Origin of the sequence: Mycobacterium sp. E2327 (assembly GCF_001672675.1) — a bacterium.
Taxonomy (GTDB): domain Bacteria; phylum Actinomycetota; class Actinomycetes; order Mycobacteriales; family Mycobacteriaceae; genus Mycobacterium.
Genome location: NZ_LZKE01000038.1, coordinates 1 through 16,412 on the forward strand (window position 1 = coordinate 1; position 16,412 = coordinate 16,412).

At 67.7% G+C, this 16,412-nt stretch carries 13 protein-coding genes and 2 pseudogenes; 8 read left to right on the forward strand and 7 right to left on the reverse strand.

Annotation, left to right across the window (positions count from 1 at the left end):
• The first annotated feature begins 207 nt into the window (after positions 1-207).
• Positions 208-780: a carboxymuconolactone decarboxylase family protein gene (locus A5712_RS04670; RefSeq protein WP_068101971.1), complete on the forward strand. Its 573-nt coding sequence runs from the start codon at positions 208-210 to the stop codon at positions 778-780.
• Positions 781-861: 81 nt separating this feature from the next.
• Here the strand turns inward: A5712_RS04670 and A5712_RS04675 are convergent, their stop codons facing one another.
• Positions 862-1,722, reverse strand: a complete 861-nt coding sequence (locus tag A5712_RS04675) for an IclR family transcriptional regulator (RefSeq protein WP_068101973.1) — start codon at positions 1,720-1,722, stop codon at positions 862-864.
• A 218-nt stretch (positions 1,723-1,940) separates the two neighbouring features.
• Between A5712_RS04675 and A5712_RS04680 the strand changes: the two genes are divergently transcribed.
• From A5712_RS04680 to A5712_RS04695, 4 genes are all read left to right on the forward strand, one after another.
• Positions 1,941-2,354 carry a nuclear transport factor 2 family protein gene (locus tag A5712_RS04680; protein WP_068101975.1) on the forward strand — a complete coding sequence of 138 codons (414 nt, stop codon included), beginning with the start codon at positions 1,941-1,943 and terminating at the stop codon, positions 2,352-2,354.
• A complete protein-coding gene (locus A5712_RS04685) occupies positions 2,355-3,173 on the forward strand; it encodes an SDR family NAD(P)-dependent oxidoreductase (RefSeq protein ID WP_068101977.1) in 819 nt (272 codons plus the stop codon).
• 438 nt (positions 3,174-3,611) lie between these two features.
• The gene (locus A5712_RS04690; RefSeq protein WP_068101986.1) at positions 3,612-4,910 is read left to right on the forward strand and encodes a sodium:proton exchanger; all 1,299 of its coding nucleotides are present in this window, start codon (positions 3,612-3,614) and stop codon (positions 4,908-4,910) included.
• 53 nt (positions 4,911-4,963) lie between these two features.
• Positions 4,964-5,803 carry an SDR family oxidoreductase gene (locus A5712_RS04695; RefSeq protein ID WP_082973265.1) on the forward strand — a complete coding sequence of 280 codons (840 nt, stop codon included), beginning with the start codon at positions 4,964-4,966 and terminating at the stop codon, positions 5,801-5,803.
• A 3-nt stretch (positions 5,804-5,806) separates the two neighbouring features.
• On the opposite strand, the gene A5712_RS04700 is transcribed toward A5712_RS04695, so the two are convergent.
• Both A5712_RS04700 and A5712_RS04705 read right to left on the reverse strand, forming a co-directional pair.
• Positions 5,807-7,546, reverse strand: a complete 1,740-nt coding sequence (locus A5712_RS04700; protein ID WP_068101987.1) for a SulP family inorganic anion transporter — start codon at positions 7,544-7,546, stop codon at positions 5,807-5,809.
• A 19-nt stretch (positions 7,547-7,565) separates the two neighbouring features.
• Positions 7,566-8,645, reverse strand: a complete 1,080-nt coding sequence (locus tag A5712_RS04705; protein ID WP_068101989.1) for a sulfate ABC transporter substrate-binding protein — start codon at positions 8,643-8,645, stop codon at positions 7,566-7,568.
• Positions 8,646-8,790: 145 nt separating this feature from the next.
• Between A5712_RS04705 and A5712_RS04710 the strand changes: the two genes are divergently transcribed.
• A complete protein-coding gene (locus tag A5712_RS04710) occupies positions 8,791-10,191 on the forward strand; it encodes a DUF2252 domain-containing protein (RefSeq protein WP_068101980.1) in 1,401 nt (466 codons plus the stop codon).
• 31 nt (positions 10,192-10,222) lie between these two features.
• Here the strand turns inward: A5712_RS04710 and A5712_RS04715 are convergent, their stop codons facing one another.
• The gene (locus A5712_RS04715; protein ID WP_082973266.1) at positions 10,223-11,503 is read right to left on the reverse strand and encodes a cytochrome P450; all 1,281 of its coding nucleotides are present in this window, start codon (positions 11,501-11,503) and stop codon (positions 10,223-10,225) included.
• Between the two features lie 78 nt (positions 11,504-11,581).
• Here A5712_RS04715 and A5712_RS32300 point away from each other — a divergent pair.
• A pseudogene (locus tag A5712_RS32300) lies at positions 11,582-11,773 on the forward strand (helix-turn-helix domain-containing protein); the annotation flags it as partial.
• Positions 11,774-12,178: 405 nt separating this feature from the next.
• Here the strand turns inward: A5712_RS32300 and A5712_RS04725 are convergent.
• From A5712_RS04725 to A5712_RS04735, 3 genes are read right to left on the reverse strand one after another with little or no spacing between them, the layout of a single operon-like run.
• The gene (locus A5712_RS04725; protein WP_082973267.1) at positions 12,179-13,828 is read right to left on the reverse strand and encodes an NAD(P)/FAD-dependent oxidoreductase; all 1,650 of its coding nucleotides are present in this window, start codon (positions 13,826-13,828) and stop codon (positions 12,179-12,181) included.
• Positions 13,825-15,612, reverse strand: a complete 1,788-nt coding sequence (locus A5712_RS04730; protein ID WP_068101993.1) for an NAD(P)/FAD-dependent oxidoreductase — start codon at positions 15,610-15,612, stop codon at positions 13,825-13,827. Before A5712_RS04730 ends, A5712_RS04725 begins: the two co-directional genes overlap by 4 nt.
• Positions 15,613-15,666: 54 nt before the next feature.
• The gene (locus tag A5712_RS04735; RefSeq protein ID WP_068101984.1) at positions 15,667-16,266 is read right to left on the reverse strand and encodes a TetR/AcrR family transcriptional regulator; all 600 of its coding nucleotides are present in this window, start codon (positions 16,264-16,266) and stop codon (positions 15,667-15,669) included.
• Between the two features lie 60 nt (positions 16,267-16,326).
• Between A5712_RS04735 and A5712_RS31765 the strand changes: the two are divergent.
• Positions 16,327-16,412, forward strand: a pseudogene (locus A5712_RS31765) (TetR/AcrR family transcriptional regulator); the annotation flags it as partial.

Below are 16,412 nucleotides of genomic sequence, written 5' to 3' on the forward strand. Positions count from 1 at the left end.
TGCTACCCGGCGCTCCGGTGCCTACCCGGACGGGACTTTCACCCGCTAGTCCAATCCAACTTGCAGGACGCAACATGAGACGAGCTTAAGTGGCTCTACCTGCGGTAGGAAGCGTGACTTAGCACTGGTCGAAAGCCCGTCGTGGACACGTTGGCGTTCCGCGGATTGGCTGGGTCAAACAACCGCGATCACGCAGGGAGGGAGCCGGTGCGACTTCCGCTGTTGCCACCGAGCGGTTTGACCGCCGCACAGCAAGCCCTGTACGCCGACATGCGCGCCGTAATCGACAGCGGCTTCGGCGAACTCATTGCATACCGCGGTGACGGTGCGCTGGTCGGGCCGTTCAACGGTTGGCTGCATTTTCCCCAATTCGGCTCGCCGGCTTGGGCTCTCAACAGATCGCTGTGGGAGCATGCCCTGTTGCCCGGCAGCGTCCATCAATTGGTCATCCTGGTAACCGCCGCGAAGTTCGGGGCGCGGTACGAGATCTACGGACATGAGTACTTCGCGCGCCGCGCCGGGCTGTCCGACGACAAGATCGCCACCATCGCCGCCGGTGAGCGCCCCGCCGACCTCACCGGCGACGAACGCGCCGCATACGACATGGCCGCCGCGCTCAACCGCGGCGGTGTGCTGCCCGAGACCACCTATCGACGTGCCGTCGCGCGGTTCGGCGAGCAAGGGGCCGCCGAGATCGTGTTTCTGGTGGGCTGCTTCTCCATGGTTGCCGTGGCGCTCAACGCCTTCGACGCGGGAGTTCCTGGCCGCGAGGAGACATAGCGCCCATCAGGCCGGATTCCGACGAGCGCTGCTGTCCCGCAGGTGTTTTGGTGATGACGCTCTGATATCCGGATGGCTAACTTAGCCGGTGCGATCCACCGCATGCCGTTGCGATTGGCTGATCGCCGCCGTTTCTTCGGTGAGCTTTTGGCCGATGAGCCGGATTTGCCTCGCGCTGAGCGAGCACAGCGGATGCACGGCCAGCATCAGGGCGGCTTGTCCGCGATGGTCGAAAACCGGCGCGGCGATCGTGACCACGGGTTGCTTGCGGCGGCCGGGATTGTCGTCGGAGAGGAAGCCGATGGTGGTGAACTCCGCGAGCAGCTGATCCAGGATGTGGCGCACGGGCGTCGGCATCTCGTGGTGATCCAGCCCGACGACCGCTTGGACGGCCTGTGCCAGGGCGGGCGTCGTCCAGTCGACGTCGAACCCCCGCCGCCGGGTGTGTTCCAGGACGCGTTCGAGGCGCTCGCAACGATCGGTGTTGTCGCCGGCACCGCGACGGATCCACGCCCGCTGTTCCTCCTCGCCGTCCCAGGCCGCGAGTGCGACACCGAACGGCGGCGCGTAGGGGATCCGATCGCCCGGGATGCCCGCGGGCTGCGTCGCGGGGTCACCCTCGAAGGCGGTCACCACCAGCGAGTCACCGAATCGCTCGACCACCGAGCCGGCGTAGCCGACTTCGCGGGAGAGCCGCAGCACCGCGGAACGGGCGGCGTGCGCAAGGGGACGGGCGGTGTCGGTGCGCGCGGCCACCACCGCGAGCGCGGGGCCGAGGATGAAGGTCTTGGCGACGGGGTCGCGGCTGACCCAGCCCCGGTCGCAGAGCGTCTTCAGGATCGCGTGGGCCGTCGCCTGGGTGAGGTCGAGCTCGCGCACGACGTCGGAGAAGCGCAGCGGCGCATCCGGGAACCGGGCCAGGAGCTCGACGACGTCGAGCACTCGGGCGGTCGGCGCCGAGGGCGATCCGCGAATGTCTTGACTCCTTTACGGCAGCATTCATATGGTTACACCGATCATTCGAGACTTTATATCGATTATTCGAGAATATGAACCAGGCCGATGCGTTGCTTTCTGGACGAGGTACCCGGCGCGTTCGAGCGGGAGCGCAGATCCGAAGGACCACCGCGCGTCGTGGTCAACCCGAATGGAGACGTCTGATGACCGAAAACGGCGACCGGCAGCAGATTTCGGATCTGCTCGTTCGGTACGCGACCGGGATCGACCGACGCGACTGGCCGCTGTTTCGAACCGTGTTCACCGAGGACTGCCAGCTCGACTACGGCGAGATCGGTGCATGGAACGGCGTTGACGCCGTCACGGACTTCATGGAGAAGACGCACGCCTTGGCGGGGCACACGCTGCACCGGTTGACCAACCAGGTCATCACGGTCGACGGCGACAAGGCCACGGCTCGTACCTATGTCGATGCGCTGATCATGTTCGCCGACAACCAATCCGGCGCCAACGGCATCGGCTTTTACGACGACGACATCGTCCGCACCGCCGACGGGTGGCGCATCGCGCGGCGGCGGTTCACCGTGGTGCGGGTGGCTACAGTGGGGAGCCCTTAGGTGACATTCGCGACCAAGTATGGGCCGTGGGCGCTGGTCGCCGGGGCTTCCGACGGTCTGGGCGCCGCGTTCGCCGCGGGGATCGCTGAGCACGGCGTCAACGTCGTGCTGCTGGCCCGCCGCCAATCGGCATTGGATCACGTTGCGGCGGAGATCAATTCCAGGACGTCGGTCGAAACACGCACCCTCGCGATCGACCTCGCGGGGCCGGGCGCGGCGTCGGCGATCGCGGCGGCGACCGGCGATCTGGAGATCGGCTTCCTCGTGTACTGCGCCGGTGCCGACCCGAATTATGAACCGTTCCTTGCCAATCCGATCGAGGCCGCCGAGGCGATGGTGCAACGCAACTGCATGGCGCCGATGCAGCTGTGTCACCACTTCGCGCCCGCCATGGTCGAGCGGGGCAGCGGCGGCATCGTCATCTTCGGGTCCGGCGCCGGGCTGGTCGGCGGGGCGAACATGGTCGCCTACGGCGCGTCCAAGGCGTTCGACATGGTCTTCGCCGAGGCGTTGTGGGCCGAATTGCACGACAAAGGCGTCGACGTGGTGGGCCTGATCCTCGGCAAGACGAACACTCCCGCGCTGCGCCGGCTCGAGCACGGCCGCGGCCAGATCAGCTCGCCCGACGAGACCCCACCGGGCTCCGTCGCCGTGGCGGACGTGATCGCGGAGGCGTTCGACAACCTCGCGAACGGCCCGACCTGGTTCGTCGGCGACGTCATGCGCGCCGCCGAGCAGCTGACGAGCTCACTGACGCGCAAGCAGGCCGTCGAACTCTTCGCCCAGGCCGCGGCCGCGGCGATGGGCCCGCCGGGCTAGCCGGGGCACGCCACGAGATCAGCACCCGCCGTCGAGCACCCGTCGGGCTCCGCCGGGAACCGTGGACTCCAGCAACGCGTCCTAGTGAATATCGATGTTCCACGGCTGTCCGGCGGAGTGCACTTCCCCGAAGTTGATCGAGCTATCTGTGCACCCGTCGATCCATCCGCGCCTGAGATGCGCCCGCCCGCGGCGTAGGCAGGTCAAAACGGCACCACAACGCCCAAAAGGTTTGCCAAAGTTTCAGATCAGCTGGCCCGAACTTTCCACCTCGAGCGGCTTGGCCAGCGAAGACGGAAGCGGTGGTACGGCTGGTTTGCCGATCCGGTCGCGTTGCTGGCCCATGGTTTCGCGGGTACGTTTGGGAGCAGTCCGCCAGGGCATACGAGCCAAGCACCCACCACTGATCGGCACCCCTCTTCGAGCTGAAGGATGACGATGCCGGCCACAGACTCACCCGCCGCCGCGGTCGCGGCGTCATCGCGGGCGCGGCGGTTCACCCTGACCCGTTCGGCGCTGATCACCGCGGTCTTCATCGCCCCGGCGGTGGTCATCCGAATCATCGGCCTGCACCTGGACCCGGTCGCCGCGCTGCTGATCTACGGGTCCGCGGTGGTCGCCGCCAGCTTCCTGCTCGCGTGGGCCGCCGAGACCGCGCAGATCGACGTGTCCGGCGGCCTGGCGATCGCGGTGCTGGCGCTGGTGGCGGTGCTGCCCGAATACGCCGTCGACCTCTACTACGCCTACGTGTCCGGCCACGATCCGGATTACACCCAGTACGCCGCCGCCAACATGACCGGGTCCAACCGGCTCCTGATGGGGCTTGGCTGGCCGGTCGTGGTGCTGGTCAGCATCATGGTGGCGCGAAAAGCGGGCAGCCCCAAATCCCGCGGCGTGACCCTGGAGCCCGCCAATCGCGTCGAACTCGGCTTCCTGCTCGTCGCCGGGGTGGTCGCGTTCGTGATGCCCGCGACCGGCCAGATCCACCTGGCCCTGGGGCTGGTGCTGCTGGCCTGGTTCGGCTTTTACCTGTACAAGATCGGCCACGGCGACGTGGAGGAGCCCGATCTCATCGGTACCGCGGCCGCCCTCGGGGAGCTGCCCGACCGCACCCGGCGCATCGCTGTGATCGGCCTGTTCGTCACGTCGGGCGCCGTGATCCTGCTGTGCGCCAAGCCGTTCGCCGACAACCTCGTCGCGGCCGGCACCGAACTCGGCATCGACCGGTTCCTGCTCGTCCAGTGGCTCGCGCCGCTGGCCTCGGAGGCGCCCGAGTTCATCATCGCGGTCATCTTCGCCTCCCGCGGCAAGGGCACGGCGGCGATCGCCACGCTCATCTCCTCCAAGGTCAACCAGTGGACGCTGCTGATCGGATCGTTGCCCGTGGCCCACCTCCTCGGCGGCGGCGGGTTCGCGTTGGTGCTCGACTCCCGCCAGGTCGAGGAAGTGCTGCTGACGGCCACCCAGACGCTGATGGGGGTGGCGCTGATATTGGGGCTGCGTTTCGGGCGGCTCGCGGCGTGCGCGCTGCTGGCGTTGTTCTTCGTCCAGTTCCCGTTGGTCTCGACGCAGGAGCGGTTGCTGCTCTGCGGTGTCTATACCGCGGTGGCGGTCGTCGGCCTGATCATCAACCGCAGCCACCTGATCGACACGTTCCGGGCGCCATTCGTCGGCCGGGCGATCCGCCACACCGGCCACCCGCATCACGAGGGGGAGCGCCCCACGCTCCCGGGCTAGCGTCCGACAACCCGGCCGGCGCAGCCAGGGCGCGCTGCGTATACGGTCCACCTATGAATCGAGTGTCGGTAATCACGGGCGGCGCCGGCGGCATGGGTCTGGCCACGGCCAAAATCGTTGGCCGCGATAACACCGTGGTCCTCTGCGACGTGCGACAGGACCGCCTGAATGCCGCGGCCGCGACCCTGAAAGACCTCGGGATCACTCCCACGGCCGTCGACTGCGACGTCACCGACCGGGGCGCGGTCGATGCGCTGCTCGACACCGCAACCAAGCTCGGGACGCTCACCTCGGTCATCCACGCCGCCGGGGTCAGTCCGAGCATGGGCGCCGCCGACTACGTCATGCGGACCAACGCGGTCGGCACGGTCAACGTCAACGAGGCGTTTTATCAGATCGCCGGTGAGGGCGCGGTGATCGTCAACGTGGCGTCCATGTCGGCCTACATGCTCCCCGGGGAAATCGTTCCGGCGCACCAATTTCCGCTGGCCCTGGACGACCCCGAGGCGTTCATGGGCGCCATGCTGGCGGCCTGCGACATCGCGCCCGAGGAGGCCCGGTCCGGCCTCGCCTACGCGCTGAGCAAGACCTTCGTCAAGTGGTACAGCCAGGCACAGGCGGAGCGATTCAACGCGCGCGGGCTGCGCATCGTCTCGGTCTCGCCGGGGTCGACCGACACCGAGATGGGCCGGCTGGAGGAGCAGGCCGGGGCCGGCGCCATGGTCGCCGACGCCGCCGTGCCGCGCTGGGGCAAGGCCGAGGAGATGGCGGAGCTACTCGCGTTCTGCGCCAGCGAAAAGGCCGGTTACCTCACCGGCGCCGACATCCTCAACGACGGCGGGGTGATCGCCTCGATGACCGAGCGGGCCAGGGTGGCCGCGGCCAAGGGTTGAGTTTCAGACCAGGTAATACAGGTCCGCGGGCGGGGCCGGTTCCGCCAGCCCGTTGTGGGCATAGCGCACCGCTTTGAGCGTCGCGGAGTATTCCTCGTCTTCCTCGGGGAAGACGTGCTCCGCGGGAAACCAGCCTTGGAAACCAACGTTTTTCAGCAGCGTGAGCGTATCGGCGCGCACTCCGGCGAGCAGGACGGTGACACCGCGCGCCGCCTCCTCGCGCAGGAAGTGCTCGATGCGCTCGATGCAGACGACGTCGGGATGGCGCACCCGTTTGAGCCGCAACACCACGAACCGGATGCCGTCGCTCTCGACCCGCTGCCGGATCTCCGACAGGTAGCGATCCAATTCCGGTGCGGCGCCGAAGAACAGCTCGCCTTCCACGTCGTAGATGACGATCGAGGGATCGGCCGGGTCGCCCGGGATGCGTTCGCGGACCACGCGTTCGGGGGTCACGATCAGCTCTTTGGCCTTCAGCTTCGCCGCGCGGGGCACGAACAGCAGGATCGACAGGATCACGCCCAACAGAACCGACTTGTCGAGATCGATCGCCACTCCGGTGAACGCGGTGACGAGCACCAGGCCGGCGTCATAGCGCGACGCCTTGAGCGTGTAGATCAGGCGCTTGAAGTCGACGAGGCGGGCGGCGGTGACGAGCAGCAACCCGGCCAGCGCCGCCTGGGGCACATAGCGCAACAGCGGCGCGAACAATAGCAGCGCCGCGGCAACCGTTGCGGCCGAGACGATCCCGGAGAACCGGGTCAACCCGCCGGACTGGAAGTTGATCGCCGATCGTGACAGCGAGCCCGAACCCGGCAGGCTCTGAAAGAAGCCGCCGGTGAGGTTGGCCAGACCCTCGGCCATGATCTGCCGGTTGTAGTCGATCTGCTGTTGCGTTTGATAGGCAATGGCTTTGGCGATCGACAGTGCCTCGATGATGCCGACGAACGCGATCGCCAGCGCGCCGGATGACAGCTCGGGCAGCCAGTCGATGTGGACCTCCGGGATGTGCGGGGCGGGCAGGCTGCGCGGAATTTTCGCGGCCACCGCGACCGCGGTATGCCCGTTGGCGCCCGGAATCGACCACCCCGCCACGTAGGCGATCAGGGCGGTGACGATCAGCACGGCGAGCATGTCGACCTGTGGCCAGCCGTAGCGTCGGACCAGCCGGCGCAGCACGACCGCCAGCACCACCGCGGCGACGCTGAGCGTCAAGGCACGGTAGTTGATCGCGTCGCCGTGCGTGAGGGTGAGCCAGACCCGGCGCAAGACCTGCATGTGCCCGTTTCCCTTGTCGCGCACCCCGAATGCGTTGCCCAGCTGCCCGGCGGCAAGCAGAAGCGCCGCCGCGGCCATGAAGCCGATGATCACCGACTCGGAGATGTAGCGGGTCAGGTTGCCGAGCTTGAACAGGCTGATGATGATCTGGAACCCGCCGACCAGCACGGCCAGCAGGAACAAGCCCTCGAAGAGTTGGGTGCTGTTCTCCGAATCGATGAATGCCAGGGCGCCGAAGACCAGCAGCGAGATGGCGCTCGTCGGCCCGTTGATCAAATGCGACGACGAGCCGAAGATCGACGCGACGATCGTCACGACGATCGCCGAGTAGACCCCGAATCTCGGGTCCACGCCCGCGATCAACGCGTACGCCATCGCCTGGGGGAACGAGATGGCGGCGACGGTCAGGCCGGCGATCAGATCGTGCCGGCCCTTCACCAGGTCGTAATTCAGCGCCAAGCCCACGGTGCGTTCGGTCTTTCCGTTAAGTGGCCGACGCCGCACCCGGCGGCGCCGAGATGGTGTCGAGGATTCCGTTGATGCCGAAGAACTGCTCGCGCGCGTCGCTCCAGTCCTTGGCGATGGCGGTGATCGGGAACAGCGTGAGCGGCGGCAGCCGGTCGGCATGCTTGGCCAGGATCTCCGGCTTGAACGGGCGGTAACCGTACTGCGCCACCTGTTCTTGCGCGGCGTCGGTGAACAGGTAGTCGAGGTACGCCTTGGCGTAGGTCGCATTCTTCGGATCGGTGAGGTTCGCGTCGACCCAGGCCACGGCGGGTTCGGCGAGGATGCTGACCGGTGGATACACCAGCTGCAGTTCGTCTTTGTTGGCGGCGACCTCGCGCAGCGCCTCGTTCTCCCAGGTCAGCTGGACGTCGCCGATCTTCGCCAGCGTGAAGCTGTCGCCGGCCCCGCGCGCCCCGGCATCCGAGACCGCCACGTGGCGCAACAGCGACCGCACGTAGTCGGTCGCTTGGGCCTGGCTGCCGCCCCGGGTGGTGACCGAGCCCCAGGCCGCGAGGACGCTGAGCTGGCCGTTGCCCGAACTGCGCGGGTTGGGGGTCACCACGGACACGTCGCCCTTGATCAGGTCGGGCCAGTCGTGGATGGCCTTGGGATTACCCTTGCGGACGACGAAGACGATGGTCGACGTGTACGGCACCGAGTTGTGCGGCAGCCGCCGTTGCCAGTCGGGGGCGACCAGCCCCCGCTTGCTCAGCGTCTCGACGTCGCTGATCAGCGCCAGCGACACCACGCTGGCCTTCTGGCTGCCGTCGAGGACGCTGCGCAGCTGACGGCCCGAACCGCCGTGAGATTCCTTGATGTCCAAGCTGATTCCGGTGTGCGCGCGATATTGCGGGATGAATGCCTTGTCGATCGCCGCGTACAACTCACGCGTCGGGTCGTAGGAGACGTTGAGGATCTGGTTGGTTCCCGCCCCGGGAGCGTTCTTGACGACGATCGCGGTGGCGGCGAGGACGAGGGCGACCACCCCGACGACGTTGAGCCAGCCGATGCGCAACCGGGGGCGGAAACGCTCGAACGCCGGACGCGCTTTCAACATCCAGGCGTCCTCTCGCAGCAAACGCCGGACCATTTCGTCCGGCACCAATACGTTCAACGATGTTAACGATCAGGCCACTTCGGCGCAGCGTTGAGAATCACCCTGAAGCTAACTGCAGAACGCGCCCCGTACCTATGCTGAGCGGATGCCGCCGCGGGCTTTGCGTGACCGCCTTATCGAACTGGAAGTGCCCAGCGCGGATGTGGCGCGCGGACGGGCGCTGCGCAAGACGGCTCCCCGGAGCGCTCTCGCCCAATTGACTCCGTCTCACCGAACGGCCACGGAAATCCTCGTAGAGCAAAACGCCGGCCGGCTGCCCGACCTCGTCCCCCTGCGTTTTGCCCGGATGCTCACCGACCCCTTCTCGTTCTATCGGGGCTCGGCGGCGGTCATGGCCGCCGACCTCGCCGCCAGCCCGACCAGCGGGATCGAAATCATGTGCTGCGGTGACGCGCACATCTCGAATTTCGGCGTATACGCCGCGCCCGATCGCTCAATAGTGTTCGACCTGAACGATTTTGACGAGGCCGCGGTGGCGCCGGCCGAGTGGGACGTCAAGCGCCTGATCACCAGCGCGATCGTCGGGGGGCGCCACGCCGGATACCCGGCCAAGGCGATCCGCCGTTGCGTGGAACAGGCGGTGGTGGGTTACCAAACCAGCCTGACGGCGATGCTCGAGGAGATGAACGTTCTGGACCGCTACTACCTGCGGGTGGAACCCGAGCACTACACCGGGACGGTGTCCAAGGGCCTGCAGGCGGTGATTCAGAAGACGATATCCCGGGCGCGCACTCGAACGTCGGCGCGAGTGTTCAAGCGGATCATGGAGATTGGGCCCGACGGGACCCCGCGCCTGCGGGAGGCGCCCCCGGTGCTCCAACATGTCGACGAGGAGACCGAAGAGCCGTTGGTGGAGGCGGTCCAGGAGTACCTAACGGCGGTCCCGGCCGACGTTGCGCTTCTGCTGTCGCACTTCCGCATCACCGATGTCGCGCTGCGCGTGGTCGGCGTCGGCAGCGTCGGCACCCGGTGTTATCTGGTCATCCTGGTGGGGCCCGATGGCACGCCGCTGATCCTGCAGATCAAAGAGGCCACTCGATCGGTGCTCGACGAGTACGGCCGGTGGGCTCAACCGGAAAGCCTCATCGCGGCGGTCGAGGCGAGCGGCCAGGGCGTGCGCGTCATCGATGGCCAGCAGATCCTGCAGGCGATGTCGGACGTGTTCCTCGGCACGACGCGCAAGGATGGCCGCGACTACTACGTGCGTCAATTCCACGACATGAAGGGCTCCGTCGAGACCGAAGGCATGTCGCCTTCGACGTTCAGCGACTACGTCAGTGCCTGCGCGGTGCTGCTGGCGCGGGCGCACTCGCAGAGCGCCAATGCGTCGATACTGCGCGGCTATGCGGGCACCGGCGACACCTTGCATCAGGCGGTCGCCGAGTGGAGTTACGCCTACGCCGACAAGTCGCTCGACGACTTCCATCAACTGCGCGCGGCGGCCAACGCCGGCGCCATCGAGGTGGCCGACGATCCCGCCCGCTGAGGCCCCGTGCGGTGCGCCCGCTCCGCGCGACTCACGCGGGAGTCAGATGGACGGCCAGGCGCGTCGGTCCGCGCAGCAGGCTGTTGGTGGACCATTGTGGCGCGCCGACCACGGAAATCCGGCTGACGTGCGCCGTCAGCTCACGCAGCACCGCCTGGGCCTCCATCCGCGTCAACTGCGCCCCGATGCAGAGGTGCGCGCCGAACCCAAAAGTTATGTGCTGGGTCGGGTTTCGATCCACCCGGAACGCGTCGGGTTCGTCGAACGCCCGCGGATCCCGATTGGCCGCGCCGATCGAGAGCATGATCCGCGCACCCGCCGGAATCGTGGTGTCGCCGACCCGGTAGTCACTGAGCGCGGTCCGATACACGTTCTGCGCCGGCGACAGATAACGCAGCAGCTCCTCGACCGCCATCGGCACCGCGTCGGGATCGGCACGTAGGAGGTCGTACTGCTCGGGGTGGGCCGCCAGGGTGTCGAACATGCCACCGAGCAGGTTGGTCGTGGTCTCGTTGCCGGCCAGCAGCAACAGCATCGCGAAGTAGAACAGCTCACGGTCGGGCAGGGAGCCGGACTCGTTCTCGGCCAGCAGCCGTCCCAGGATGGTGTCGGAGCCCTTCAGGCCGCCGACGGCGAACTGCCGCGTGAAATAGCGATGCATCGCCCACGAGCCGCGCAGCGAGCCGGCCAGCTTGCGCGCACCGCGTGCCGTGAGGTCGATGTCGGTGATCTGTACCGACGCTTCGGACCACCGCCGAAAGTCGTCGACGTCGGTGTCGGGAACGCCGAGCAACCGGGCAATGAGGCGCACCGGCATTGGGATCGCCAGTCGCTGCACCACGTCGCACCCCGGGTCGGCCAAGACGTCGTGGACTGTCTCGGCGGCGAGCCTGTCGATGATCGGGCGCCAGCTGTCCAGGGCGGCCTTGGTGAAGGCCGGCAACACCTGACGGCGCTGCCGGGCGTGCGCGTCGCCGTCGAGCGAGACCAGGATCGGGGTGCGTATCCGGGTCAGCGTGGGCCCGTCGGCACTGGACAGTTTGGCGTCGTCGCGCGCGGCCGCCCGGACGTCGTCCAAGCGACTCAGGACGAACACTTTGCGCTTCGGGTTGTATTGCACCCGGGCGCCGGCGTGCAATCGTCGGTAGGCCTCGTGCGGCTGGGCCGCCGTCGCCGCATCCAGCGGATCGTAGGCGGTGATGTCAGCGTCGAGCGGCAAGCGCCGGCGGGCGCCCACCGCGTTGGCCAACGCGGCGCCGGCCAGCGTGCGCGCCGCCGAGCCGGTGAAGCGAACCCCGTCAGTGAGCGCCATCGATCACCTACCCTGTATAGTTACGCACTGGACCGTAACGTAAGTTTCCGTAATCGACAAGGGTCGTCGCCGGTGGACATGACAATCGACGAACTCGCGCGCCGCGTCGATATGACGGCGCGGAACATTCGCGAGTGGCAAACCAACGGGTTGCTCCCACCGCCCCAGCGGCGCGGCCGGATCGGGATCTACAGCGACGACCACATCGCGCACATCGAGCGGATCAAATCGCTTCGAGCACAGGGGTTTCCCCTCGACATCATCCGGCGAGTCCTGGACCAGTCCGGTGAATCCGCGCCCGAGTTACGCCGGCTGACCTCGCAAGCGCTCGGCCCCGCCAACCTCACCGGATCGATGGAGATGAAACGCGTCGACCTGGCCGAACGGTTCGGCCCCGACGCGGAGCAGCACTTGGCCGGCTGCGGGCTGATCGACGTGGTGAACGACGAGCTGCTCGTCATCACCGACACGCGCACGTTCGACTACGTCGAGCAGCTCGTCGCGATCGGACTCCCCTTGGCCAAGGTTGCCCAGGCGCTGACGCACATGACCAACCACCAGATCGCGAGCATGCAGGCGTTCGTCGACCTCTATCGGGAGCAGATCTGGGAGCCATTCCTGCACGCGGGGCTGCCCATCGACGACTGGCCTGCGATCGCCGAGAAGACTGTCCAATTACGTTCCCTGGGAATCGGTCTCGGCATGCAGGCGTTCCGCAGGGCGATAGACAACGTGGCGGGCAGGATCGCCACCGAGGAAGCCGCCAAGATGGACCTGCCGAGGCGGCCCCGACAGCGGCGGAGCACCCCTTGAGCGGTGCAACCAGTCGCGCGACCGCAGCCGCCAGGTGCGCCGCGCGTATTCCAGTTCGGTATAGGGCCATTGGGTCACGATGCGGCCGGTGGGCGAACGGAAATAGCTGTCGCACTGGGTCCACACCGTGCGCTCGAGATCCGCCGAAAGCGCTTCGTTGTAGCGCCTTTCGGCCTCCGGGCGGACGTCGACGTAGCCGCCCCGGCGCGCCACCCGGCTGACGGCGCTGGCCACCAGCCGCGCGCCCGCCTCCAGGATGTACACGATCGAGTTGCCGCCCTGGTTGGTGTTGGGGCCGTAGAGCATGAAGAAGTTCGGAAAGCCCGCGACCGCCACCCCGAGATAGGCGCTCGCGTCGGCGCCCCAGAGCTCGTGCAGCCGTTGACCGTCGACGCCGACCACGTCGATCCCCGACAGGTAGCGCGACGTTTCGAACCCGGTCGCCAGCACAATCGCGTCGACGTCGACGGTCCGGCCGGCCGCGGTCAGCACCGACGTCTCGGTGACCCGCGCGATGGGATCGGTGACCAGCTCGACGTTGTCCGCCTGCAACGCGCGGTAATAGTCGTCGCCCAGCAGCACCCGCTTGCACCGGAACGGATAGTCCGGCGTCAGCGCGCGGCGCAGCCGCCCGTCGGCCACGGTGCGCTCCAAGAACGATGTCGCGACGTGCGTGCGCGCGGCGACCACCGGGTCGTCGGCGAAGGTGGCGGTGTTGTCGTGCTGGAATTTCCAAATCTGCCAACGGGCGCGGCGCACCGCCAGGGGATCACGCCGGAAGCGCGCCAATTCGGCCGGGCTGTAAGGCCGATCGTCCTTGGGCACCATCCACGGCGGGGTCCGCTGGAACACCGTCACGCGTTCCGCGGTCTTCGCGAGCTCCGGGACCACCTGCACGCCGCTGGCGCCGGTGCCGATCACCGCCACCTTCTTGCCGGCCAGCTCGATGCCGTGATCCCACTGCGCGGTGTGCATCAGCGAGCCGCCGAAGTCGGTCAGCCCCGCGATGTCGGGACGCTTCGGCGACCCGAACAATCCGACGGCGCAGACGACGACGTCGGCGCTCAGCGTCTCGGCTTGCCCCGCGCGTTCCACTTGGCAGTCCCAGCACCACGCGTCGGGGTCCCACCGGACCGAACGCACTTTGGTGCCGAGCATGAGATGGCGGCGCAGGTCGAAGTCGTCGGCCACCGACTCGAGGTAGGCCAGGATCTCGGGCTGACGAGCGTAGGTGCGGCTCCAGGACTTGTTGGGCGCGAAGGAAAAGGAGTACAGGTGGCTCTGGATGTCGCAGGCGGCGCCGGGATAGGTGTTGCGGCGCCAGGTCCCGCCGACGCCGTCGCCGGCCTCGATGATCACCAGGTCGTCGATGCCGGCGCGGCGTAGCGCCACCGCCGCGCCGAGGCCGCCGAAGCCGGCCCCGATGATCGCCACCTTGGGCGGGCGCCGGCGGCGCGTGGCCGCCCGCAGCCGGCCGACCGCATAGCGCCGGCGGGCGCCTCGGCTCGTCACGGCCCGGCCTTTCCGCCGCGGACGTCGTACCCTTCGAGGTCCCCCTTCGCCCGCCAGGCCTGCAGCAGGTCCGCGTACTCGGTCGGTGCGCCGATGAAGAAGCTGCCCTGCCGAGTCTTGGCGTCCGCCTTGCCTTCCCGGTTGTAGTAGCCCGGCGTGCAGGTCCTGGCCCGCTCGGCGGTCGCCGTCGAACGGGCCACCACCAGGTCGACCCACGCGGCTTCGGCCTCACGTGACGCCTCGATCTCGCTGACGCCGCGCTCCAGCGCCCACGCGATGATCCACGCGGCGTGGCTGGCCTGCACGTCCAGCAGGTAGGGGAAGTTCACGGTGAGCCCCGCCTGGGCGATGCTTTCGATGAAGCAGTTCGGAAACCCGTTGGCACACAAGCCCTGGAACGTTCGCACGCCGTCGCGCCACCGGTCGGTCAGCGTCACGCCGTCGCGGCCGATCAGCTCGAACCCGGTGCGCCGGCAGTAGTCGGTGCCGACCTCGAAACCGGTCGCGAAGATCAGGCAGTCGAGTTCGTACGTCGTTCCGTCAACGACGACGCCGGCCTCGGTGATGCGCTCGACCCCGCGGCCGCGGGTGTCGACCAGCGCGACGTTGTCGCGGTTGAAGGTCTGCAGATATTCGTCGTGGAAACACGGCCGCTTACAGAAGTAGCCGTACCACGGTTTGAGCGCCTCGGCGGTCGCGGGATCGATCACGATCTCGTCGACGCGCGCCCGGATCTCCTCCATCTTGGCGAAGTCGGCCAGTTCGATGTTCGGAGCGGGGCCGGCGCCGTCCTGGCGCATCACGGGAAGTTTGCGGGTGATGCTCGTCCACGCGTCGGCGACCAGATCCTCCTCGGCCTGACCGCCCGCCGTCAGGATCTGGAAGTTGCGGATGCGCTCGGCCTGCCAGCCCGGCCGTAATGCCTTGGCCCACTGCGGGTCCGTGGGCCGATTGGCTCGCACGTCGACGGATGACGGCGTGCGCTGGAACACGTAGAGATGCCGCGCCGCCGCGGCGAGGTGCGGCACGCACTGGATCGCGGTGGCGCCGGTGCCGATGATCCCGACGCGCTTTGTCGCCAGGTGCTCCAGCTTTTCGCCGGTGTAGCGGTAGTCCCACCGGCTGGTGTGGAAGGCCGGCCCGCGAAAACTGCCGAGGCCGGCGATCCCGGGCAGCTTGGGCTTGGCCTGGTAACCATTGGCCATGGAGACGAACTTGGCCCGCATCTCGTCCCCATGGTTGGTCCGGATGATCCAGCGTGACGCATTTGAATCCCAACGGATCTCGTGTACGTCGGTTTGCAGGCAGGCGTCGCGGTAGAGGTCGTAGTGCTCGGCGATGCGCTGGCAATGGGCGAAGATCTCCGCACCCCGGGCGTACTTGTCCGCCGGAACGTAGCCGAGCTCCTCCAATAGCGGCATGTACACATAGCTTTCGACGTCACACGCGATCCCCGGGTACCGGTTCCAGTACCAGGTGCCGCCCACGTCGGCCGCCCTGTCGATCAACCGCACACTGTGGACACCGAGCTCGCGCAGCCGCGCGCCCGTCAGCAGGCCGCCGAAGCCGCCGCCGATAACTGCGACGTCGACCTCGTCGGTCAGCGGCTCGCGGGTGAACGTGCCGTCCACCCATGGGTCTTCGGCGAATCGCGCGAAGGCACCCGCCGTCTCGACGTACTGCGCGATTCCGTCCGGGCGCAGCCGGCGCGCCCGCTCATCGGCGTACTTGCGGCGCAGCGCGTCGACGTCGAACGTCACCCCAACGGTCGCAGGCCTTGGCATCGGCTCCCTCATCGTGACCCCGGGGCCGACTATATAATCAATCGTTTGATCATATCAATGGACCGGCGGATCGCCGCCCAGCAGCGTGCCCCTGACCAGCCGCTTGGCCGCGCCCAGCGCCGCGTGGTAGTCCTCGGGCGGCAGCGTGGCCGCCAGCTCGGTCAGCCCGTAGATCAACGAATAGATCGCTTCGACCGGACCCGATCTGGCGGCTCGTCCGACGATGCCCTCGATGATCTCGCGGAACGCCTGGAAGCCGGCGCCGTGCGCCCCGGGGTCGACGGCGCCCTCGGCGCGGATCGCCCACTCGAAGGCCGCCAGGTCGGGGTACTCGCGCATCAACCGGCCCGATTCGTCGAGCACCGCTTCGATCCGGTCGACGACGTCGCCGGGGCTCCCGGCCGCCTCGCGCAGCCGGGGCAACGCGACCTCGGTCCTTGCGGCGACGGCGGCCTTGATCAACTCGGACTTGTTCGGGAAGTAGTTGTACAGGCTCGCGCTGGTCATGTCGGCAGCCTTGGCGATCTCCCGAATTGTCGCCTGGGAGTAGCCCACCTCCCCCACGCAGCGCATCGCCGCGGTGATTATTCGAGCGCGGGTCCGCTCGCCGCTGGCGCCTACCGGGCGCCCCAACTGCGACCGCGCGGCGTTCATGCGGGCGCACCTCCGAGCAGGAACCGGATATTAATTGATCGTTCGATTATATTCGACGGCATGCTAGGTCGCCCGGTCGGCGCCAGCGGCGAGGAGACTCGCCAGCGGATAATCGTCGCCACCATGCGGTGCGTGGCCGGCGTCGG

Excerpts from the sequence above, each read along its gene's own strand:
- A5712_RS04680 (WP_068101975.1), top strand. The coding sequence starts at position 1,941 with ATGACCGAAAACGGCGACCGGCAGCAGATTTCGGATCTGCTCGTTCGG.
- A5712_RS04690 (WP_068101986.1), top strand. The coding sequence starts at position 3,612 with ATGCCGGCCACAGACTCACCCGCCGCCGCGGTCGCGGCGTCATCGCGG.
- A5712_RS04695 (WP_082973265.1), top strand. The coding sequence starts at position 4,964 with ATGAATCGAGTGTCGGTAATCACGGGCGGCGCCGGCGGCATGGGTCTG.
- A5712_RS04705 (WP_068101989.1), bottom strand. The coding sequence starts at position 8,645 with ATGTTGAAAGCGCGTCCGGCGTTCGAGCGTTTCCGCCCCCGGTTGCGC.
- A5712_RS04710 (WP_068101980.1), top strand. The coding sequence starts at position 8,791 with ATGCCGCCGCGGGCTTTGCGTGACCGCCTTATCGAACTGGAAGTGCCC.
- A5712_RS04715 (WP_082973266.1), bottom strand. The coding sequence starts at position 11,503 with ATGGCGCTCACTGACGGGGTTCGCTTCACCGGCTCGGCGGCGCGCACG.
- A5712_RS04730 (WP_068101993.1), bottom strand. The coding sequence starts at position 15,612 with ATGCCAAGGCCTGCGACCGTTGGGGTGACGTTCGACGTCGACGCGCTG.
- A5712_RS04735 (WP_068101984.1), bottom strand. The coding sequence starts at position 16,266 with ATGAACGCCGCGCGGTCGCAGTTGGGGCGCCCGGTAGGCGCCAGCGGC.